This window comes from Streptomyces sp. NPDC012637, assembly GCF_042954805.1.
GTDB lineage: Bacteria > Actinomycetota > Actinomycetes > Streptomycetales > Streptomycetaceae > Streptomyces.
The window spans coordinates 815237-835424 of the sequence record NZ_JBIBDS010000002.1 but is presented as its reverse complement, the minus strand read 5'-3'; the positions used below and the strand labels follow the sequence as shown (position 1 = coordinate 835424).

Annotated in this window: 19 protein-coding genes and 1 pseudogene; 10 read left to right on the top strand and 10 right to left on the bottom strand. The window is 73.6% G+C overall.

Annotated elements, in window-relative coordinates; genetic code table 11:
- Window positions 1-3: 3 nt before the first annotated feature.
- Window positions 4-717 carry a TetR/AcrR family transcriptional regulator C-terminal domain-containing protein gene (locus tag ACFY8W_RS11985; protein WP_391103380.1) on the bottom strand — a complete coding sequence of 238 codons (714 nt, stop codon included), beginning with the start codon at window positions 715-717 and terminating at the stop codon, window positions 4-6.
- A gap of 182 nt (window positions 718-899) precedes the next feature.
- Between ACFY8W_RS11985 and ACFY8W_RS11980 the strand changes: the two genes are divergently transcribed.
- On the top strand, window positions 900-1706 hold the full coding sequence (locus ACFY8W_RS11980) for an MBL fold metallo-hydrolase (RefSeq protein WP_391103378.1): 807 nt from the start codon (window positions 900-902) through the stop codon (window positions 1704-1706).
- 11 nt (window positions 1707-1717) lie between these two features.
- Window positions 1718-2806 (top strand): methyltransferase domain-containing protein, encoded by a 1089-nt coding sequence (locus ACFY8W_RS11975; protein WP_391103376.1) that lies wholly within the window; start codon window positions 1718-1720, stop codon window positions 2804-2806.
- 313 nt (window positions 2807-3119) lie between these two features.
- Here the strand turns inward: ACFY8W_RS11975 and ACFY8W_RS11970 are convergent, their stop codons facing one another.
- Both ACFY8W_RS11970 and ACFY8W_RS11965 read right to left on the bottom strand, forming a co-directional pair.
- Window positions 3120-3743, bottom strand: a complete 624-nt coding sequence (locus ACFY8W_RS11970) for a histidine phosphatase family protein (protein ID WP_391103373.1) — start codon at window positions 3741-3743, stop codon at window positions 3120-3122.
- Entirely contained in the window at window positions 3740-3904 is a 165-nt protein-coding gene (locus ACFY8W_RS11965) for a hypothetical protein (protein WP_391103370.1), read from the bottom strand. The genes ACFY8W_RS11970 and ACFY8W_RS11965 overlap by 4 nt, the downstream gene beginning before the upstream one ends.
- Before the next feature lie 26 nt (window positions 3905-3930).
- Between ACFY8W_RS11965 and ACFY8W_RS11960 the strand changes: the two genes are divergently transcribed.
- Together ACFY8W_RS11960 and ACFY8W_RS11955 are read left to right on the top strand one after the other, a co-directional pair.
- Window positions 3931-4542, top strand: a complete 612-nt coding sequence (locus ACFY8W_RS11960) for an SMI1/KNR4 family protein (RefSeq protein ID WP_391103368.1) — start codon at window positions 3931-3933, stop codon at window positions 4540-4542.
- A gap of 188 nt (window positions 4543-4730) precedes the next feature.
- Window positions 4731-5378 (top strand): DUF5701 family protein, encoded by a 648-nt coding sequence (locus ACFY8W_RS11955; RefSeq protein ID WP_391103366.1) that lies wholly within the window; start codon window positions 4731-4733, stop codon window positions 5376-5378.
- 175 nt (window positions 5379-5553) lie between these two features.
- Here ACFY8W_RS11955 and ACFY8W_RS11950 read toward each other — a convergent pair.
- Both ACFY8W_RS11950 and ACFY8W_RS11945 read right to left on the bottom strand, forming a co-directional pair.
- Window positions 5554-6723: pseudogene (locus tag ACFY8W_RS11950) on the bottom strand (collagenase); the annotation flags it as partial.
- A gap of 342 nt (window positions 6724-7065) precedes the next feature.
- Window positions 7066-7818, bottom strand: a complete 753-nt coding sequence (locus ACFY8W_RS11945) for a PIG-L family deacetylase (RefSeq protein ID WP_391103364.1) — start codon at window positions 7816-7818, stop codon at window positions 7066-7068.
- Between the two features lie 175 nt (window positions 7819-7993).
- Here ACFY8W_RS11945 and asnB point away from each other — a divergent pair, with 175 nt between their 5' ends.
- From asnB to ACFY8W_RS11915, 6 genes are all read left to right on the top strand, one after another.
- Window positions 7994-9802 (top strand): asparagine synthase (glutamine-hydrolyzing), encoded by a 1809-nt coding sequence (gene asnB, locus ACFY8W_RS11940; protein WP_391103362.1) that lies wholly within the window; start codon window positions 7994-7996, stop codon window positions 9800-9802.
- Window positions 9792-10907: a hypothetical protein gene (locus tag ACFY8W_RS11935; protein ID WP_391103360.1), complete on the top strand. Its 1116-nt coding sequence runs from the start codon at window positions 9792-9794 to the stop codon at window positions 10905-10907. The genes asnB and ACFY8W_RS11935 overlap by 11 nt, the downstream gene beginning before the upstream one ends.
- Before the next feature lie 95 nt (window positions 10908-11002).
- Window positions 11003-11749 carry an SDR family NAD(P)-dependent oxidoreductase gene (locus tag ACFY8W_RS11930; protein ID WP_391103358.1) on the top strand — a complete coding sequence of 249 codons (747 nt, stop codon included), beginning with the start codon at window positions 11003-11005 and terminating at the stop codon, window positions 11747-11749.
- Window positions 11750-11809: 60 nt separating this feature from the next.
- Window positions 11810-13375 (top strand): class I tRNA ligase family protein, encoded by a 1566-nt coding sequence (locus tag ACFY8W_RS11925; protein ID WP_391103356.1) that lies wholly within the window; start codon window positions 11810-11812, stop codon window positions 13373-13375.
- A gap of 201 nt (window positions 13376-13576) precedes the next feature.
- Entirely contained in the window at window positions 13577-14935 is a 1359-nt protein-coding gene (gene mshA / locus ACFY8W_RS11920; protein ID WP_391103896.1) for a D-inositol-3-phosphate glycosyltransferase, read from the top strand.
- Between the two features lie 216 nt (window positions 14936-15151).
- Complete coding sequence (locus ACFY8W_RS11915; protein WP_391103354.1) at window positions 15152-15340, top strand: hypothetical protein; 189 nt, start codon at window positions 15152-15154, stop codon at window positions 15338-15340.
- A 96-nt stretch (window positions 15341-15436) separates the two neighbouring features.
- Here the strand turns inward: ACFY8W_RS11915 and ACFY8W_RS11910 are convergent, their stop codons facing one another.
- The 5 genes from ACFY8W_RS11910 to ACFY8W_RS11890 all read right to left on the bottom strand — a co-directional run bounded on the left by ACFY8W_RS11910 (window position 15437) and on the right by ACFY8W_RS11890 (window position 20088).
- Window positions 15437-16543 (bottom strand): LuxR C-terminal-related transcriptional regulator, encoded by a 1107-nt coding sequence (locus ACFY8W_RS11910; RefSeq protein ID WP_391103351.1) that lies wholly within the window; start codon window positions 16541-16543, stop codon window positions 15437-15439.
- A 174-nt stretch (window positions 16544-16717) separates the two neighbouring features.
- Window positions 16718-17749 (bottom strand): LuxR C-terminal-related transcriptional regulator, encoded by a 1032-nt coding sequence (locus tag ACFY8W_RS11905; RefSeq protein WP_391103348.1) that lies wholly within the window; start codon window positions 17747-17749, stop codon window positions 16718-16720.
- Between the two features lie 97 nt (window positions 17750-17846).
- Window positions 17847-18278 carry a transcriptional repressor gene (locus ACFY8W_RS11900; RefSeq protein WP_391103346.1) on the bottom strand — a complete coding sequence of 144 codons (432 nt, stop codon included), beginning with the start codon at window positions 18276-18278 and terminating at the stop codon, window positions 17847-17849.
- Between the two features lie 124 nt (window positions 18279-18402).
- Complete coding sequence (locus ACFY8W_RS11895) at window positions 18403-19308, bottom strand: methyltransferase domain-containing protein (RefSeq protein ID WP_391103344.1); 906 nt, start codon at window positions 19306-19308, stop codon at window positions 18403-18405.
- A 297-nt stretch (window positions 19309-19605) separates the two neighbouring features.
- Window positions 19606-20088 carry a GNAT family N-acetyltransferase gene (locus ACFY8W_RS11890; RefSeq protein WP_391103341.1) on the bottom strand — a complete coding sequence of 161 codons (483 nt, stop codon included), beginning with the start codon at window positions 20086-20088 and terminating at the stop codon, window positions 19606-19608.
- Between the last annotated feature and the right edge of the window lie 100 nt (window positions 20089-20188).

The following is a 20188-nucleotide window of genomic DNA, read 5'->3' as shown; positions in this document are numbered from 1 at the left end:
CGGTCAGGTGCGCCCGTATCCGGCCAGGAACAGGTCCACGCCGGAGCCCGTCACCCGCGCGAGCTCGTCCTCGTCCGGCTCCGTGCCGGGCGCGAAGGTGTGCACGAGCTGCGGCACCCCCACGGTCGTGGCGACGAGCTGGCGGACGGCGAGCTCGGGGTCGGGCACGTCGAGGACGCCGCGGGCGTGCAGCATGGTGAGCGCCTCGACGAGCGGCCGGTTGCAGCGGTCGTACGTCACCCGGTACCAGAGCTGTCCGAGCTGCGGGAAGCGGTCGATCTCGCCGATCACCAGCCGGCGCAGCGCCATGATGTCGGGCCGCAGCAGCACCCGCGCCCAGTCGGTGGTGACGCGGACGAGCGCGGCGCGCAGCCGGGCGGAGACGGTGTCGAAGCCCGTCTCGGGGCCCGTGTCGGCGGCGGTGCCGATGTCGGCGAGGGCGGAGTCGGCGGGCCCGGCGTCGGCGTAGGTCTGGGCGAGGACGTTGCCCACGACGGCGAGGAAGAGCCGTTCCTTGCTGCCGAAGTGCTTGTAGATGGTGGCCTTCGAGACACCGGAGCGCTGCGTGATCGCGTCCATCGAGGCCGCGGAGTACCCCTCGGCGAGGAACTCGGCGAGCGCTGCGTCGGTGATCGAGCGGCGCTTGCGGGCGGCGGCGTCCGCCGGGTCGGGGATGACGGGGATGCCGTACGCGTCGAGGACGTCCTGGGTGCCCATGGGGCGAGTATACGGACGACCGGACCGATCGGTTCAACTTACCGACTGAACCGTGTAGTTGACTGAACTAAACCGATCGGTTTAGTTTCGGGGTGTCCAGGCGAGGCGAGCCGTGAACCCTTCGCGCCCTCGCACCCTCGACCCCTCGAACCTTCGACCCCTCGAACCGGAGGCGCCGGACCATGCCCACCACGCCTGACACCACCCCCGCCACGGCCACCGCCCCCGTCACCGCCACCTACATCGGCACCGCCACCGTGCTCCTGCGCATCGGTGACCTGACCGTCCTCACCGACCCCGCCTTCGACGAGGCCCCCGCCGACTACCCGGCGGCCCGGCCCCTCCGCCGCACGGCGGGCCCGGCCCTCGGCGCCGACCGGCTGCCGCCCGTCGACCTGGTGCTGCTCTCGCACGACCAGCACTTCGACAACCTGGACCGCGCCGGCCGCGAGGTCCTCGCCCGGGCCGGCCGCGTCCTCACCACCCCGGAGGCCGCCGCCCGGCTCGGCGGCGCCGCCGAGGGCCTGGCGCCGTGGGAGAGCCGTACCGTCACCGTCGGCGCCACGACGATCACCGTCACCGCGACCCCGGCCCGCCACGGCCCCGAGGGCACCGAACAGGCCACGGGCCCGGTCACCGGCTTCGTCGTCGAGACCGGTGACGGCGGCACGCTCTACGTCTCCGGCGACACCGTCCGCCACGACGCCCTGGCGGAGATCGGCGCCCGCTTCGCGCTGGACACGGCGTTCCTCCACTTCGGCGACGCCCACTTCCCGTCCACCGGCGACCGCGCCTTTTCGCTCTCCGCCACCGAGGGCGCCGCCCTCGCCCGGACCCTCGGCGCCCGCCGCGTGGTCCCGCTGCACTTCGACTCATGGGCCCACCTCGCGGAGGACCCGGCCCGAATCACCGCCGCCTTCGCCGCCGACCCGGCCCTGGCCGGCCGTCTGCGCTGGCTGACGCCGGGGAAGGAGGAGACGCTGGACTGAGAGGTGGCGCCATGGACACGGGGCAGAACGCATCGGGGAACCCGTCGGAGAACGCGGGGAAGGACCCGGGGAAGGACCCGTCGCAGGACGCGGGGAAGGACCCGTGGGAGAGCGCGGGGAAGGACCCGTGGGAGTCCGGTCCGGCCTACGAGCGGTACATGGGCCGCTGGAGCCGGCTTGCCGCGGCCCGCTTCACGGAGTGGCTCGATCCGGCGGAGGGCCTGCGCTGGCTGGACGTGGGCTGCGGCACCGGCGCACTGTCCGCCGCGGTGGCGGACCGCTGCCGCCCCCGTGTCCTCCTGGGCCTCGAGCTGTCGGAGCCCTTCGTCCGCGCGGCCCGCGCCACCGCCGGGGCCCCCGCGGCCGGGGGCGGCACGACAGGGGAATCCACCGCCGGGGACCTCGCGGCCGCGAGCTTCGCCGCCGGCGAGTCCGCCGCTCAGGAGACCACCGCCGGCGAGTCCGCCGCCCAGGAGACCACCGCCGGCGAGTCCGCCGACCCGGAGACCACCGCCGGGGGGTCCACAGCCGGCGGGTCCACCGCCAGGGGCGCCTTCGTCGTGGCCGACGCGACGGCGCTCCCGGTGCGCGACGCCGCCTGGGACGCGGCCGTCTGTGGTCTGACCCTGAACTTCCTGCCGGATCCGGCCGCGGGTGCCGCCGAGCTGGTCCGCGCGGTCCGCCCGGGCGGCGGCACGGTCGCCGCGTACGTCTGGGACTACGCCGACGGCATGGGCTTCCTGCGCCACTTCTGGGACGCGGTCGCGACCGTCGACCCGGCCGCGGCCGTCGCCCTCGACGAGGGCCGGCGCTTCGGGACGCTCTGCCGTCCCGAACGACTCCACAGCCTGTGGACGGAGGCGGGCCTGGCCGGCGTCACGACCGTCCCGATCGACGTCCCCACCGTCTTCACCGACTTCGCCGACCTCTGGGACCCGTTCCTGACCGGCCAGGGCCCGGCCCCGGGCTACGTCGCCTCTCTCACCCCGGGCGACCGCGACCGCGTCCGTACCGCGCTGGCCGAAGCCGTGCCCCGCGAGCCGGACGGCTCGGTCGAACTCACCGCACGGGCCTGGGCGGTGAAGGGCGTGCGGCGGTAGCGGCGGCGGAAGTGCGCGGCGTGCACCGCCAGGACGAGCCGCCCCGCGTCACTGTCCCAGCCACCCCGCATCGCCGGGTCCGCGAGGCGCCGTTTCGGCAGCCGGAAGGCCTTCTGGAACGGCTCGAACAGCGCCCCGAAGGCCTCTACGGGATCCTCGGGCAAGGACAACAGGAAGCGGACGAAGAACACCGAGGCGAGCGACTTCCACCTCGACCGGCGCCGGTGCGGCGCCGGCCGCCGTACCGACGGGCGCCGCCCTACCCCGGCAGCTCCACCCCGAACTCCACTGTCCGCCTCCCGGGAGCAATCTCTCAGACGTGCAGTTCCGGCGGGAAGCCGGTCCAGCGCAGCTCGGCGGGGAGGTGGCCGGTGTCGTTGAAGAGGAGGAGCGCCGGCGGGCGGCCGGGGGCGTAGCGGATGACGGTCAGCGCCGCGTTGGCATGGTTGATGCCCAGCCAGCGCCACGGCGGAGCGTCGAGGGCGGCGCGGACGAGCCACCCGGCCAGGAAGTTGTGCGTGACGACGAGCTCGTGGCGCGGCTCGTCACCGGCGACCGGCCCGGTGAACTCCGCGACCGCCGCGGCCGCGAGCGCGGGCCCCTGCTCGCGTTCCCCGGCCGGGAACCCGGCCAGGGACCGGAGCGTGGCGTCGGCCGTCTCCGGCGGCAGTTCGTCACGCAGCGGCAGGTACGGGATGTAGTCCCCGGCCGCCTCCGAGCACCGCACGGGTACGCCGTCGAGCTGTTCGCCCACCAGCCGCGCGCTCTGCTCGGCCCGCGCGAGCGGCCCGTGGTGGACCGCCGCCAGCGGGACCCCGCGCAGCCGCTCCCCGAGCAGCACCGCCTGCCGCCGGCCCGCCTCCGTCAGCTCGCTCTCGTCGGCCGATGCCTCCCCGTGCCGGGTGAGGTAGAGATAGCGGGCTGCCGTACCGGTCACGTCGGTCCTCCGTCGGAGTCGATCTTGCGGACTTCCGGAGGGACGTCGCCCCGCTCGCGCCGGTTCCGCACCGCCCAGGCCGGACGGCCGCGGCGTCCGGCATCCGGCAACTCCCGGAAGGCGTGCGCCTCGTCGGACTCGCCGACCCGGAACCAGGCCATGGCCAGAAGGTACGCTCTCGGTCACCATGACCACCGACTGGAACGCCGAGTACCGCCGCCTGCTGTCAGGCCGCCGCCACGGTCACACAGACCCGCCGCCCTGGTGGCGGGAGCACCCGGGGTCCGTCCCGCCGCCCCTCTCCGAGGCGGAGGTGCGTGAGGCCGAGGCGGATCTGGGCATCGCCTTTCCGGTCGAGTACCGGGACCACCTGCTGCGGCACAGTGCCGGCGGCAAGGCGAAGCACCTCTTCAAGGGGCCGCGGGGCTGGGGCTGGTACGGCGACACCGACACCAACTACGACCTGCTGCCCGTGCCCTTCCCGCATCCCGACTCGTACGCCGGCTACGACGACGAGCTGGGCGACCGCGAGCCCCCGCGCGAGGACGCGGAGGCCTGGGCGGCCTGGGACGACGAGTGCGGGGTCCTCCAGGAGATGAAGACGGCGGGCGCCGTCTGCCTCGAGGAGAACGGCTGCGGCTTCTCCACCTGGCTGGTCGTCACCGGCCCCCACCACGGTGAACTGTGGTTCGACGCCCGAGCCACCTGCGACCTGCTCCTCCCGATGAGGGTCCAAGGCCGCTCGGCCACGTTCTCGGACTGGCTCGACGGTCATTCCATGGACATGGTCCAGTGGTGAACGCACGCGTGGTCTGAGCCCGCTCGTACGGCCCGCCCGTACGCCGGCCCCGTGTGCCAGCCGTACGCCGGCTCGTCACCCGGAAACAGGGGGAGGTCGTCGTCGGAAAGCCGCGGGAAACGGTGGGAACAATCCCGCCCCGCGCCTCGTTCGACTCCAGGCCGATCACCGGACGACCTAGGAGTACCTTGACCGACGCCCTCGCCCCGCTGCCGACCCTCGCCGCCCAGGCCGAGAAGCTGATCGAGCTCGGCGTGCACGAGCTCGCGGGACTGACCGCCGACGAGCTCCGCGCCTTCGCCGCGAACGCCGGAACCGACGACGGTGGTGAAGCCCTCCTCGCCGTGCACCCCGACCGGGCGCCCGCCTCCGCCCTCGCGCCGCTGCTCCGGCGCGACGACAAGCCCGGGTTCGTCGTCGTCGACATGCCGGACGTGGACGACTTCGCCCCGTACACGGTCGAGCTGCCGGACGGCCCGCTCTACCTCGTCACCGGGCTCGACCGTGGCGACCACATGGCCAACTGGAGCCCGGAGGAGGCGCTTCCGGCGATCGAGAAGGACGGGCGCAGCCCGCTCACGCTCGCCGAGGGCATCCACTGGGTGCTCCAGCAGCCCGAGGCCCTGGAGCGCAACCGCTGCTTCATGACCATCGGCTCCCGGCTGCGCAAGCCGAACGGCGCGTACGACGCCCGTACGCCCGCGATCTGGATCAGCAACGGCACGGGCCGCGACGGCCGCGAGCGGCGCGACGCGCCGAAGGTCGGCTGGTGCTGGTGGGGCAACCGCCACACGTGGCTGGGCTTCGGCTCCACGGCCGGCCGCCGGTCGCGGTAGGCGCGGACACCGGCCCCGCACGCCGTGAGCGTGCGGGGCCGCGACCGGTCCGCGACCCGGCGTGTCAGCCGGTGGCGGTGACCCGGCGCACGCCGCTGCGGGCCGGCGCCGTGCTGCCCTCTCAGGCCAGGCCACGGCCGTCACCGCCGCCGTCACGTCCTCCCTCGGAGTCCGATCAGCCCCGCAGCGGGCCCTCGCAGCTGTACGCCGCCGTCGCCGTCGTTCCCGTCGCCCTGACCGGGCCGAACCAGCAGTTCATGTCCGTGAAGTTCGTCCCGCCGGTGAGCGCCGCCTCGATGAGGGTGCGGTCGGCCGCGGCCGTGAAGGTCCGGAACACGGCGTCACCGTTGGCCGCGTCGGCCGTCGCCGTCGTCAGACTGCCGCCGCACACGAAGCGCCGGTTGGTGCCGGTGTCACCGGTGTCGGCGCACTGCGGTGCGGTGCCCGACGCCGTGGCGAGCGCCGCCCGCACCTGCTCCGCGGTGCCGTGCGTGAGCGTCCCGGTCGGCTGGAAGGTCGTCGCGGGCACGTACAACTGGTCGACGATCGCGATCTGGGCGTCGAGGAAGGCGTCGTACGCCCGCTGGACGGCCGGGTCGGCGCCGAGCCGGCCGCGCCAGGCGTCGAATCCGGTCACGTCGCCGGCGCGCAGGAATCCGTACATGGCCTGGAGCTCGCTCGGCCGCTCCCGCCACAGGTACTCGAAGAAGGTGCCCGCGTAGTCGTAGAAGCGGAAGCCGTCGCCGTCGTACGTGGCGTGGAGCAGCTGGTCCACCGTCATGCGCGGGCCGCCGGAGGCCGTGTCGTCGATGACGCCCTGGACGAGCGAGCGGCGCACCCGTATGCCGTCGTCGCGGGTCGCGCCGTCGAAGAACTCGGCGGTGCCCTCGTCCATCGCGGTGGTCCGGTCGCCGGTGTACCAGGGGCCGGAGCCGAAGGTGCCGGGGACCGCGAACCGGCCGTTGAGGTAGTGGGCGTACTCGTGGCGGAACAGCTCCTCCAGGGTCAGGGAGGAGTCCTCGGGCACGCGCCGCTGGTAGGTGTAGAAGGTCGCGCCGTCCTCGATGTACATGCCGCCGTTGTTGGTGCTCAGGCCGTAGAGGAGCGTCTGGTAGGCGACGTAGTCCGCGCGCGAGGAGTAAAGAACCACCGTCAGAACCGAGTTGGTGTCGCCGGCGAGCGGCGCCTCGGTCCCGAGGACGCGGTGGAAGTGCGCCTTGACCTGCTTGCTCGCGTAGTAGAGCTGGTCGACCGTCGCCTTGTCGAGCGCGGTGCGGACCTTGATGGCGCCCTTGTCGTACACGTAGGTGTACGGGAAGAGCCGGGCCTCCAGCTCGGCCTTGCACTTGGGGGACTTGCACGGGGCCGTGCCCGCTTCGGCCGCGGGGCGGGTCGCGCGGCGCTCGGCGTGGTCGTACGCCTTGTCGTGCCCGCCGAGCTTGGGCGCGGACGCCGCAGCGGGCGCCGGTGCGGGGGCGGCCGTCGCGGTGGTGGCGGGGAGGACGAGGGTCGCCGCGCAGGTGGTGGCCATGGCCATGGCTCTGAGGAGCGCGCGCACGGGTCTCGGACGGGACACGGAGGTCTCCTGTCGTCAGGGGAGGGGCCTGCTGTGCCGCGTAACATAGCAATGTGAAATTGTATTGAACACCCTTGAGGCCGGCGCGAGTTCACGCCCGGCCCCGTCGCCTCAGTCGATGTGCACGATCTGGAACGCCTCCGCCATCCGCCCCGTCGGCAGCCCGCCCGCCCGCGCGTGTTCGCTCAGCCAGTCGCGCAGCAGGCCCGCCAGGTCGTCGAAGTGGGCGGTCTGGGAGGTGTGGATGCGCAGGGCCTCGACCTTGCGGTCGAAGACGGGGGTGACGTCCACGTACTGGTTCGGCGTGGGGCCGGTCATCAGCCACAGTTCGTGGACGGTCCACGGCTCCAGGCCCTCCTCCTTCAGCAGCTCGGCGTGCGCGAAGGGGTTGCGGGCCTCGGGGTATATCGCGCGCAGGCAGGCCTCGCCGACGGCGCGGTGGTCGGGGTGGAGGTCGGCGGCGCGGGCCCAGTTGATCTCCGGGGACGGGACGATGCAGCGCTGCGGGCGGACCTCGCGGATGACCCGGCACAGGTCGCGGCGCAGGGGTACGTCCGCCTCGACGAAGCTGTCGGGGTAGCCGAGGAAGCGGACGTCGGCGACGCCGCTGAGCTTCGCCGAGTGGACCTGCTCGGCGCGGCGCAGGTCCGCCATCGCCTGGCGGGGGAGCATCGGGTCGTAACCGCCGGCGCCGCCGTCGGTGACGATGCAGTACGTGACGCGGGTGCCGCGCTCGATCCACTGCATGACGGTGCCGCTCACGCAGAACTCGATGTCGTCCGGGTGCGCCGCCACCACCAGCAGTGATTCCGGGGCGCTGCGGGCGGTCGGCTCCGGCAGGTCGGTCGTCGCGAAGTCCTCCATGGTGCCAGCCTGTTGGGCCTGCGGGGGCGTCGCAAGGCCAAGTCGTGGCGTGAACCGGACATGGCACTTACGCGCCACCCAAAAAGTTGGTAGATTCAAATCATTGGGTGCGACATGTGAACGGGTGCGCAGAGACCTACTCGTAGCTCAGCAGAGAGACCGGAGGCGACCGCCCATGTGCAGGATTCTCGGCTCCTTCGCCGCGGGGGCGGACCGTCCCGACCCTGCCGAGCTGGCGGCGGTCTCGGCCCGCCAGCGGCACGGCGGCCCCGACGAGCACCAGGTGCTCAGCGGCCCCGGCTGGTCGCTCGGCTGCGACCGGCTCGCCGTCACCGACCCGTGCGGCGGCACGCAGCCGTACCGGCTGCCCCACCTCCCGGGCGTCCTCGCCGTCCTCAACGGCGAGATCTACAACCACGAGGAACTGCGCCGCCGCCTCGCCGCGCGCGGCCACCGCTTCCCCGACCGCTGCGACGGCACGCTGCTGCCCGCGCTCTACGCGGAGTACGGGGCGGCCTTCGCCGAGCACCTCGACGGCATGTTCGCGGTCGCCGTGCTCGACCTGCGCCCGGGCAGCGCCCAACTCGTACTCGCCGTCGACGACATGGGCATGAAGCCGGTCCACTTCCACCACGACCCGTACGACGGGTCCACCCGCTTCGCCTCGGAGATCCCCGCGCTGCTCGCCTTCGAGGGCGTGCGGATCGCGCCGCGCGAGGACGCCCTCGACACCCTCCTCGCCACCCGCACCTCGTACGCGACGCACACCGCCCTCGACGGCGTCGACGTGCTGCTGCCCGGCGCGACCGCGGTCGTACGGCCCGGCTGCGCGCCCGTCGTGCGCCGCCGCGCCCCGCACGCGGGCGCGCGGCCGGTCGGCGACACGCAGGACGTGCTGCGGCACGAGGTGCGGCGGCTGGCCACGGCGGACGCGCCGGTGTGCGCGATCACCAGCGGCGGGCTCGACTCCGGGCTCGTCACGGCGCTGGCCGCCGAGCACCGGCGGGAGACGGACGCGCCGCCGCTGCACACCTTCCACCTCACCTACCGGGGCAAGTGGCCCGACTCCGAAGCGGCGTACGCGCGTTCCGTCGCCCGGCGGGCCAGGACCGTGCACCACGAGGTGAGCATCGACCCGGACGAGATCCCCTCGCTGCTCACGCGGACGGTGCGGCACCTGGGGCAGCCCAACGCCGACCCGATCGCGCTGTCCACGTACGCGCTGTTCCGCGCGGTCCGCGAGAACGGCTTCACGGTCGCCCTCGCGGGCGACGGCGCGGACGAACTCTTCGGCGGCTACGACCGGATGCGGGCCGCGCTGACGGCGCCGCCCGGCGTGGACTGGGCGGGCGCGTACGCCGACGCGCTCTCGGCGGCGCCGCGGCTGCTCCGGGAACACCTGTACACGAGCTCGTACGCCGCGTTCATCGCCGACCACGGCTCGGCGGCGGACCGCGTCGAGGGCGAGCTGCGCTCGGCGGAGGCGGCGGGGACGGACCGGGCGACGGCGACGAGCGCGTTCGAGACGCGCCGCCGACTGCCCGCGTACCACCTGCGGCGGGTCGACCACCTGTCGATGGCGTGGGCGGTCGAGGCGCGGCTGCCCTTCTGCCAGCCGAGCGTCGTCACCCACGCCCGCGAACTGCCGCCGGAGGCCCGGCACGGCAAGCGCGCGCTGTACGAGGCGGGCGCGGAACTGCTGCCGGCATCGGTCCTGAACCGCCCGAAGCAGCCGTTCACGCTTCCGATCGCCGCGATGATCGCCCCCGGCGGCCCGCTCCTCGACACGGTGCGCGAACTGCTGTCCCCGGCGCGCCTGGTCCTCGGCGGCAAGATCCGCGCGGACCGCGTGAACCGCCTCCTCGCCCGCCACCTGGAACGCCCGAACCAGCACATCGCCCTCGCGCTCTGGGCCCTCGCCGTCCACGAGCTGTGGACGGAGGTCGTCCAGGGCATGCGGATTCCGGTGGGCTGTGCGGCCTGACCGGCGGCCCCGGCCTTCGGGCCCGCCGGCGGGCGAGGACGCCGCCCCGGACGGCGTCCTCGCCCATGTCGTCCTCGCCGAGGACGCACCCGGGCCCACCCTCGTCGTGCGGCTCGACCGCCTGCCGCCCGGGGCGCTCGCGCTGAGCGACGAGCTGGCACGGTTGCGCCGGGCGCTCGCCCGCACGCCGTACGCCGGGCTCAACAAGATCGCGCTGTACGGGCCCTCGGCCGTCGGGGCGGCCGAACTCGACTACCGCTTCGTCCAGGCCCTGCCCGGCGGGCGGTTCGACTTCCGGGCCGGGTGCGGGCACTCGCTGCTCGCCTGCGTCGTCGCCGACGGGCACGCGGGCAGGGAGGTCACCGTGCGGGCCGTCACGACGGGCGACGTCGTGCGGTGTGCGCCGCAGAAGGACGGTGCGTACACCCTGGACTTCCTGAGGCCGCCCGACGCGCCCGGGACGCTCCCCACCGGCCGGCCCGTCGACGTCCTCGACGGTGTGCCGGTGACGCTCGTGCAGTACGGGAACCCGTACGTCCTGGTCGACGCCCGCCACCTACCCGCCGACCCCGCCCGTCTGCCGGTCGACACCGGCCATCCGCCCTTTGCAGGCCACCTGCCCGCCTACACCGGCCATCCGCCCATCGCAGGCCACCTGCGCGCCCACACCGGCCACTTGGCCGCCGACGGCCGCCATCCGCCCGTCGCCGGCACCGCCCATGTGCCCGTCGACGCCCTTCAGGCGTGGCTCCTGGAGCTGCGGGCCCAGGCCGCCCGCCTGCTCGGGTACGCGCCGGAATCCCCGCTGCCCAAGATCGCCCTCTTCACGCGCACCGGCCCCGGCGGCCTCGCCGTCCGGGCCCTCACCGTCGGTGGCTGGCACCCGCGGCTCGCCCTCACCGGTGCCGCCGCGTTCGCCGCCGCCGGGGCGATCGGCGGTACCGTCGTCGGCGGGCCCGTCTCCCGCCTCCGCACGCCGGGCGCCGGCACCGCGACGGTGTCCACCGCGCCGGACCGGGTCCGGGTGCACCACAAGCGGGCCCGCCTGCTGCAGCGTCTCGACCTGCCCTGGCCTGCCCCTTGGCGTATCCACGCAACGGCGTGAACGCGCACCCGTCCGGCCAGGTCATCCACCGCTCTCCTCTGCCACGCTGAACGGGACCGACCGGCTTTCGGTATCCGTGGGGAGAGCAGGCAGACATGAAATTCGAGAACCTGCGTGTCGTCGTGACCGGGGCGTCCCGCTACTTCGGCCGCGCGCTCGCCGTCGGATTCGCCCATCTCGGCGCCGAGGTCTACGTGTCGGCCCGTACCGTCGAGGCCGCCGAACGCACCCGCGCCGAGGTGATGGGCTCCGCCCGGGACCGCATCCACGCCTTCGGCTGCGACCTGAGCAGGCCCGCGGAGATCCGGGAGTTCGCCGCCCGCGTCGGCGAGCGCACCGACCGGGTCGACCTGCTGGTCAACAACGGCGCCCGCTGGCTGGACGGCATGGACCTGGAGGCGGCGAGCGACGCCCAGATCGTCGAGACGATCGAGTCGACGGCCGGCGGCACCGTCCTCATGGTGAAGCACTTCCTGCCGCTGCTGCGCGGCTCGCTGCGGCCCGACATCGTCAACATGGTCGCCGTCCGCGACGCGGAGGGCGCCTCCGCCGCGACCGCCTCGGCGGCACACGAGGCCTTCTGGGCGGCGAAGAGCGCCCAGGCCGGCTTCGCCGACATCCTCTCCCGCCGCCTCCGGCCGTCCGGAGTAAGGGTGTTCTCGCTGTTCCCGCCGGACTTCTCGACGTCCGACCCGCGGTTCGCGGAATGGGACGGCGCGAACCCCGACGGCATAGCGCCCGACGAGAAGCTCACCACCCAGGCGCTCTTCGAGTGCATCGTCTACGCCGTCGAGCAGCCCCGTGACTGCTTCATCCGCTCCTTCCACTTCGAACCCCGCTGACCGCACCTCGCCGACCGAAACCGCTGACAGCTCATCGCACGACAGCGTCAAGGAGGTCCCATGAGCACCCCCGTCTGGATCACCGCGACCCCCCCGGCCACCCACGGCGAACTGCACATCGGCCATCTGGCGGGTCCGTACGTCGCGGCCGACGTCCTCACCCGCTTCCTGCGCGCCGAGGGCGAACCCGTCCGCTTCACCACCGGCACCGCCGACCACGCGAGCTCCGTCGAGGTGCGGGCGCTGCGGCACAACCGCAAGCCCGAGGAGGTCGCCGAGGGCTACCGCGCGGCGATCACCGCCGACTGGCTGCGCTCCGGCGTCGAGTTCGACCACATCGTCAAGCCGCGCCGGGACCGCGGGTACGCGCGCTGGGTGCAGGAGCTGTTCAGCCGGCTCTACGCACAGGGCGTGATCGCGCCGCGGACCCGGCTCCTGCCGTACTGCGAGCCGTGCGAGCGCTGGCTGTACGGGGCGCACGTCACCGGCTCGTGCCCGCACTGCGGGGCGTCGAGCGACGGCGGCATGTGCCACGAGTGCGCGCGGCCGAACGACGGCGGGGACCTGCTGTCGCCGCGCTGCTCGATGTGCGACACCCCGGCGGTCGCCAGGCGCTGCCGCCGGCTGTACGTACCGCTCGAACCGTTCCGCGACCAGCTCTCCGACTACTGGGCGCTCGCCGGCCTCCCGCCGCGGCTCGCCGCGCTGTGCGAGTCGCTCGTCGAGGACGGGCTGCCGGACATCGCGGTCGGGCACCCGGCCGAGTGGGGCCTGGAGGTGCCCGTCGAGGGCTTCCCCGACCACCGGATCGACGCGTGCTTCGAGGCCGCGGCGATGCACCTGTTCGGCTACGACACCAAGGGCCCGCTGCCCGCCCGCACCATTCACTTCTGCGGCTTCGGGCACGCCTTCTGCCACGCCGTGCTGCTGCCGGTGCTGCTGCTCGCGCAGGACGTCAAGCTGCCGCAGGAGTTCAACGTCAACGAGTCGTACGTGGTGGAGGAGGGCGTCCAGGAGGGCAACGTGTGGGCGCTCGACCTGCTCACCGAGTACGGCTCCGACACCCTGCGCCGGCACGTCCTGCAGTCCCGGCCGACGGGCCGCAGGACCGTCCACCAGCGTGACCGGCTCGCCGCCGCGCGCCTGGAGCTCGACGAGAACTGGAACAGCTGGCTGACCCGGCTCTTCACGGCCGTCCGTGAGGAGTGCGACGGGGTGGCGCCGCAGGCGATGCCCGGCGGCACCGGCTGGGAGATCCTGGAGCGCCGGCTGCACCGCGGCGTGGACGACCTGCGCGAGGCGTACGGCCCCGACGCCTTCGACCCGCGCCGGGCGGTCGCCGTGCTCGACGAGATGGTGCGCTCGGTCGCCGACTTCGGCTACGTCAACGCCCACGAGCGCTGCCGGCCGACCACCTCGTGCCGTCACCTTCCGGCGCTGGCGGCCCAGTTGGCGGTGGCGTCGGCCCTGTCGGCGTGGTCGCGGCCGGTGATGCCGGAGGGCGCGGACCGGCTGGCGGCGGCGCTGCAGGTGGCGCCGGGGCGGCCGGTGGACTGGTCGGCGCTGATCGCGCCGCTCCCGGGGACGCGGCTCGCGCCGCCGTCGGGGCCGGTCTTCGGATTCTGAGCCCGTGCCCGTCCGTTCCCGCTCTTCACTTCTAATCCGCTAAGAAGTCGCGTACTTCCTCGGTGCCGCCTCACCGCTGTCGCTTCCCCGGCACCTCGCAGCACCTCCCACCGCATCCCTGCCGCGTGACCGTGCGCGCCGCGCGCGGGGCCACGTGGCCGGCCCACCCCACAGGAGCCCCACGTGTCCCTGCGCGTCGCCATGCTCAGCGTCCACACCTCCCCGCTCCACCAGCCCGGAACCGGGGACGCAGGCGGGATGAACGTCTACATGGTCGAGCTGTCCCGCGCCCTGGCCGAACAGGGCGTCGAGGTGGACCTGTTCACCCGCTGCCGCGGCGAGGGCCTGCCAGGCCTCGTCGACCTGGAGCCCGGCGTGCGGGTGCGGCACCTGGCCGCGGGCCCGCGCCGGGCGCTGCCCAAGGAGGCCATGCCGGACCTGGTCGTGCCGTTCTCGCTGGCCCTCCTGAAGGAGTTCCGGCGGTACGACCTGGTCCACTCCCACTACTGGCTGTCCGGGCAGGCCGGGCGGATCGCCGCGTTCGGCTGGGGCATACCGCTGGTGCACACGGCGCACACCCTGGCCCTGGTCAAGAACGCCCACCTCGCCGAGGGCGACGCCCCGGAGCCCGAGCTGAGGATCCGCGGCGAGCACCAGGTGGTCGGGGACGCGGACCGGCTGATCGCCAACACCGGCGACGAGGCGGAGGCCCTGCGCACCCTGTACGGGGCGGACCCTGCGCGCACCGAGGTGGTGCGGCCGGGCGTGGACCTGCGCACCTTCGGTCCGGGTGACGGTCCGGGCGAGGGCCCGGGAGCGGGGAAGCGGGCGGCTCGGGCGCGGCTCGGGCTGCCGGACGACGCCTTCGTCCCGCTGTACGCGGGGCGGATCCAGCCGCTGAAGGGGCCCGACGTTCTGGTGCGAGCGGTCGCCGAACTGCTGCGGACGGCACCGGAGCTGCGGCCCAGGCTGCTCGTGCCGGTGGTCGGCGGGCATTCGGGGGCGACGGAGCAGGGCACGGTGTGGCGGCTCGCGGCTGACCTCGGCGTCGCGGACGTCCTGAAGGCCTGTCCGCCCGTGCCGCAGGAGCGGCTCGCGGACTTCTACCGCGCGGCGGACGTCCTCGTGGTGCCGTCGCGTTCGGAGTCGTTCGGTCTGGTGGCCCTGGAGGCGCAGGCCTGCGGGACACCGGTGCTGGCCTCGGCGGTGGGCGGTCTCTCGACGGCGGTGTGGGACGGGGTGTCGGGGCTGCTCGTCCAGGGCCACGACCCGGTGGAGTACGCGCGCCGGCTGCTGTGGCTGGCCCGGAACCCGCGGGCGCGGGTCACGATGGGCGAGGCGGCGGTCCGGCACGCCCGGGGGATGAGCTGGCGCGCCTCCGCCACGCGGACGATCGACGTGTACGAGAACGCGCTGGCGGGCCGGGAACGGATGGCCTCGCGGATCGCGGAGCGGATGACCGCAGGGGTGTCCGGACGGGTGGGGCAAGGGCGGCGGCACGCCCCTGCCCCGTCGGCCCCTCTCTCCTGGAGGAACGAGAAGGCCGTTGCACGAGTCTAGCATCTCTTTTGGTCTAACCAAAGGTTAGAGGCGGCCCGGATGAGTCAATTCCGTTCATTACGCGGCTCATTGACGCACTCACGCCATGGCACATCCACGCATGGAGAATCCCTGGATTCGCTCTGGAGCGCCGGACAGAATAGAGATGTCTTCAGGGAGCGCCCGGCGGCACGGGCCCCCAGAAGGCGGAATTCCATTCCCACTCCTGGAGGAATCATGTCCGCTCAGCAGAACACCGGCCTCCGCAAGACCGTCCGTCAGTTCACCCTCGCCCTGGTGGCCTGTATGGCGGTCGCGGGCGGTGCGGCGGTCGCCGGCTCCGGCGACGCCGAGGCGCCCGCGGCCCCCCGTCTGATGCTGGCCGACGACAACTGGCCGGTCCCGACCCCGGCCCCCTCCAACTGAACATCGAAAACCGAAGAAAAAGCCCCGCGATCGCCCTGCCACGATCGCGGGGCTTTTCCCTGCCCGCTTCCGCGCGGGCCGGGTGAGCCGCGGCCGTCAGTCCAGCCAGCCCATCCGCACCGCCCGCACTCCCGCCTCGAATCGGCTCGTCGCCCCCAATTCCTGCATGAGTTCCGAGAGCATTCGGCTCACCGTGCGCAGCGACACCCCGAGATTCCGGGCGATCTTCTCGTCCTTCATTCCGGTCGCCAGCATCCGCAGGGCGGCCCGCTGCTGCTCGGACAGTCCGTCCCCGCCCCGCTCGGCGGCGGCCCCGGAGCCGTAGGGCACGGCCGTGTGCCAGCAGTGCTCGAACAGCCCGAGGTACGAGCGGACCAGCGCCCGGCCGCGGGCCAGGATGGCGCCCTTGCGCGCGTCCTCGGGCCGGATCGGCAGCAGGGCGTACTGCTGGTCGATGATGATCATGTTGAGCGGCACGACCGCGGCGACCCGGATCTCCGCTCCCAGTTCGCTCCGGGCGTCGAGCAGTTCGGCCACGTCAGGGCGAGTGGCGTGCTCGTGCGCGTAGATGGCCCGGACCCGGATGCCCTGTTCGAGGCGCCGCCGGTCGCGGGCCAGGGTCACGTCGTGGACCTCGCGGCTCGGCCCGCCCGGGTACATGGACGCCGAGCTCTCCTGCATGACGTCGATGATGTCGTCCAGGGCCTGCTGGATGCGCCGGTAGTCGGTCAGCGCCTCGACCTCGACCTCGGAGCCGGCCAGGACGCTGGCCCGCAGGAACGTGCCCGCCAGCGTCTCCAGGGTGCCGTACGCCTGGTCCGCCTCGGCCAGATGCTCCCGCAGCCGGGCCCGTTCGCGGTCCAGGAGCCGCAGCAGCGCGATCTCCGGGTCGACCGCGGCGACCGTGTCGGCGTCCGGCCGCCAGGCCGCGTTGCGCACGTCGGCGATGGTGGCGTGGGTACGTGTGGTCGGGACGATCAGGCCGAGCGCGATCAGTTCGGCCCGACATCGCTCGTACTCCTCGGCGGCGAGTCCTAAGCCCTCGGCGACCTCGGGGAGGTTCGACACCCCGCGTCTGCGCAGCTCCTGGTAGAGCGCGACGAGCCGGCCGTCCGCCGGTCCGTACGCCGCCGTGCCCCCGGCCGCGCCGTCCGCCGCGCCCTCCGCCGGTCCGTCGCCGCCGAGACCGCTCGTCGTGATCACGCGAGGTTCCCCCTTCTGCTCTTCGTGGTCCCCGTGTCCCGTGTCCCGAATCCGTGTCGCGCATCCGTGCCGCGAATCCGTTGTCGCACCCCAAATGGCCAGATTACGCGTCGTGTTCGGGAGCCGGCGGGCGGCGTCGCGCGGTCCGGCGGGGGCGGCATGGGCGCGCCGGGCCTACGACGGCTGCTCGTACGGCTCGCCGTCGAGCAGGCCGAGCCGGGCCGCCTTCACGCCCGCCTCGAAACGGCTCGCCGCGTCCAGCTCCTGCATCACCTCGGAGATCAGCCGGCTGACCGTACGCAGCGAGACGCCCAGGTTGCGGGCCACCTGCTCGTCCTTGATCCCCGAGGCGAGCATCCGCAGGGCCGCCCGCTGCTGCTCGGAGAGGCCGTCGCCGCCGTGCTCGGCCGGCTCCTCGTGGCCGTACGGGGTGGCCGCGTGCCAGCAGTACTCGTACAGGGCCCGGTAGGAACGGACCAGGCCGGGGCCGCGGGCCAGGATGGCGGCGGAGTCGGGGTCGCGCGAATCGGCGGGCAGGAGCGCGAAGTTCTCGTCGGCGAGGACCATGTTCATGGGGACGACGGGGGACAGGCGCACCTCGACGCCGAGCGCGCAGCGCTCCGCGAGGTGCTGCACCATCTCCGGAACCTGCCCCACCCGGTGGCTGTACATGGCCTGGACGAGCACGCCCCGGGCCACCCGGTCGCGGTCCCGCTCCAGCTCCAACGACATCTCCTCGCGCGGTACCGATCCGGTCAGCATCGAATGGACGGAGCTTCGCACCGTGTTCGTCAGGTCGGCGAGTTCCCGGCGGATCCTGGCCGGATCCTCGACGACCTCCACCTCGACCTCGGAGCCGGGCTCCATCCCGGCCCGCAGAAAGGGTCCTGCCAGCGTCTCCAGGGTGGTGTGCGCCCGGCTGGTCTCGGCCAGCCGGTTCTCCAGGCGCTCGCGCTCGTGCTGGAGCAGCCGGAGCAGGGCGACGTCGGGAGAGATCACGAGAGGGGCGGACCCGTCGGCCCCGGGGGCGTGGTCGATCAGACCGAGGGCGACCAACTCCTCCTGGCAGCGCTCGCGTTCGGCGCCGGTCAGTTCCAGCCGGTGCGCCGCGTCGTCGAAGGACGCGCCGGTCGTGCTGCGTAACTCCTGGTAGAGCGCGAGGGCCTGCTCGCTTCCCGTACGCGCTCCGGCGGCGTTTTTGGACACGACGCAGCAGACTCCCCTCGGATCGCGCGGATCCTGTTGAAACGCCCCGCTAGACCCTGCCACAAATTCGAACGCGACGCACGGTGTTCACGTGCTTTCAGCGCGAAGGGGGCTCTTCGTGGCAGTCGGGGCAAAGGCCCTTGAAGACCACCTCGGCGTCGCTGACCCGCCACTCGGGCAGGCTGCCGCGCGGCGGCGCCGGGGCGGTGGCGGCCACGTTCTCCACGCGGCCGCAGCTCTGGCACAGGGCGTGCTGGTGCGCGGGGCCCGAGATCTCGAAGACGGCGGGCAGGCCGGGCCGGTCGAACTTGCTGACCAGACCGGTCTCCTGGAAATGCCGCAGCATCTCGTAGACGGCCTGGCTGGTGAGGGTGCCGAGGCGCTCGCGGGCGGTCGCGGTGATCGCCTCGACGTCGAGATGGCCGCCGGCGGCGAGCACCGTGAGCACCTCGAGGCGCGGACCGGTGACCCGCAGGCCGACGTCGCGCAGGCGCTGGATCACCGCCTCGCGGCCCGTCAGGTCTTCCACGACTGCCATCTTCTCCGCCCGCCACCCGCCACCTGGTCGGCCCAAACCTTTGTGGGCATCGTACATCTTGGCGGTCCCTGCCGTCAGTGGTCCGGGCCAGGTCCGTGTACGCGCGGGGCGCGGGTCAGTCCTCGGCCCGGCAGACGAGCAGCACGCTCTCGGTCCGTTCGTCGATCCGGTGCCGCCGCCGGCCCTCGATGTGCAGACCCGCCGAGTGCAGCTCGGCCGCGAGGCGCTCGCCGTCCACGATCCACTTGTCGGTGCTGAGCACGACCCGCTCGGTCGACAGCTTCCCGGTGCGCGCCGAGTAGTACGTGATCCGCTCGCTCATCGTGCGCAGGTCGAAGGTCTGCCGGGCCACCACCCACTCGTCGATGCCGTCGAACCGCGGCACCTGGAAGGCCCAGGTGCGCTGCGGTTCGGCGACCAGGCCGGGCAGCAGGTGGGCCGTGTAGTCGAGCGCGAGCGCTCCGCCCGCCCCCAGGTGCGAGGCGATCTCGCGCAGCAGCCGCGGCCGCGCGCTCGGCGGCACGGCGGAGACCATCGCGCCCGCGAGCAGCGCGAGCCGGTAGTCGCCGTCGAGCCGCAGCTCGGTGAGGTCGGCCCTGGTGGTCACGACCAGCCCGGCGACCTGCGGACCGATGCGCCGGGCCCAGGTCTCGAGGCGTTCCAGGGCGGGGCCGTCCCGGTCCACGGCCTCCACGGCGAAGCCGTGCCGGGCGAAGGGGACGGCGAGCCGTCCGGCGCCGGAGCCGAGATCGAGAACGGGGCCGCCGGTGGACCGGGCGAGACCGAGGTACCGGACGATGTCGGCGCTGTGCGGGCCGAGGAGCGCGTCGTGGAGCCAGACCGAGTCCTCGTCGCCGGGCGAGACGGTCTCGAGTCCGGGAAGGGTGTCGGACTCGAGCCGGATGCCGGCGCCGGGGGCGGGCAGTTCGAGGTGGTCGGGGTGGAGGCCGTATCGGGACGGCAGGACCGGTGCGAGCGCCGCGGGCACGACGGGCAGGGAAATGCCGCTCGGTGTGTGCATCGCTCCTCCAGGGCTCGCTCGGTCCGTGCCGTCCGGGCGGGGCTCCCGTGCCGCCGGGGCCGCGCCGCTGGGCTCCATCCTGACCTGCGGCGGAGCACCGGTTCCAGCGGAAGCGGGGGCGTGAACACGCGATGGCGTGAGTCCGCCAGGGGGCCGGGGAGGGGGCGGGGAGGAAGCGGAGGAGGTGAGGGAGACGGGGAAGGGAGCGGGCGGAGGAGGGGGAGACGAGGGAGCCGAGGAGGCGGGTACGAGGGCGGGCGGGGGAGGGGCGTCGAGGGCGGGGCGCGGGGCCGGGCGTCAGAGCGGGCGGCCCAGGCGGTTCGTGCCGCCGAGCGGGACGAAGCCCTGCTTCTCGTAGAAGGGGAGCGAGGGGTCGTCGCCGGCGGGCAGCGTCACCCGCTGCTCGGTCGCGCCGAACGCCCGCATCCGTTCGCCGGTCGCCGCCAGCAGGGCCGTACCCACGCCGCCGCGGCGCGCGCCGGGGACCACGGCCAGTGCGTACAGCTCGCCCTCGCCCGGTACGGGCACGCCGCCGGCCACCGCGCCGAGCAGGGTGCCGTCCGCGCCGGCCGCCACCAGCCAGCCGAGCCAGCCGGGCGCGCCGCCGGGAATTTCAATTTCCGCACGGATACGGGGGAGTGCGCATTGCGAGGAGACGAGCCGGCGGGTGGGGATTTCTCCGAGTATTTCCGTGTAGCTGCCCCGAATGGACTCCGCAAGCAGCCTGGATATCGTCGTCGCGTCGGCGGCTTCCGCCGCCCGCACGTCCGCCAGCTGCATTGGTTCGTACCCTTCGACGTGCCGAGCTGAGCGCCAACATACCCACAATAGCCGGGAATTCGGCCAGGTTGTGACCGATGTGAAATCTACGAATTCCCTT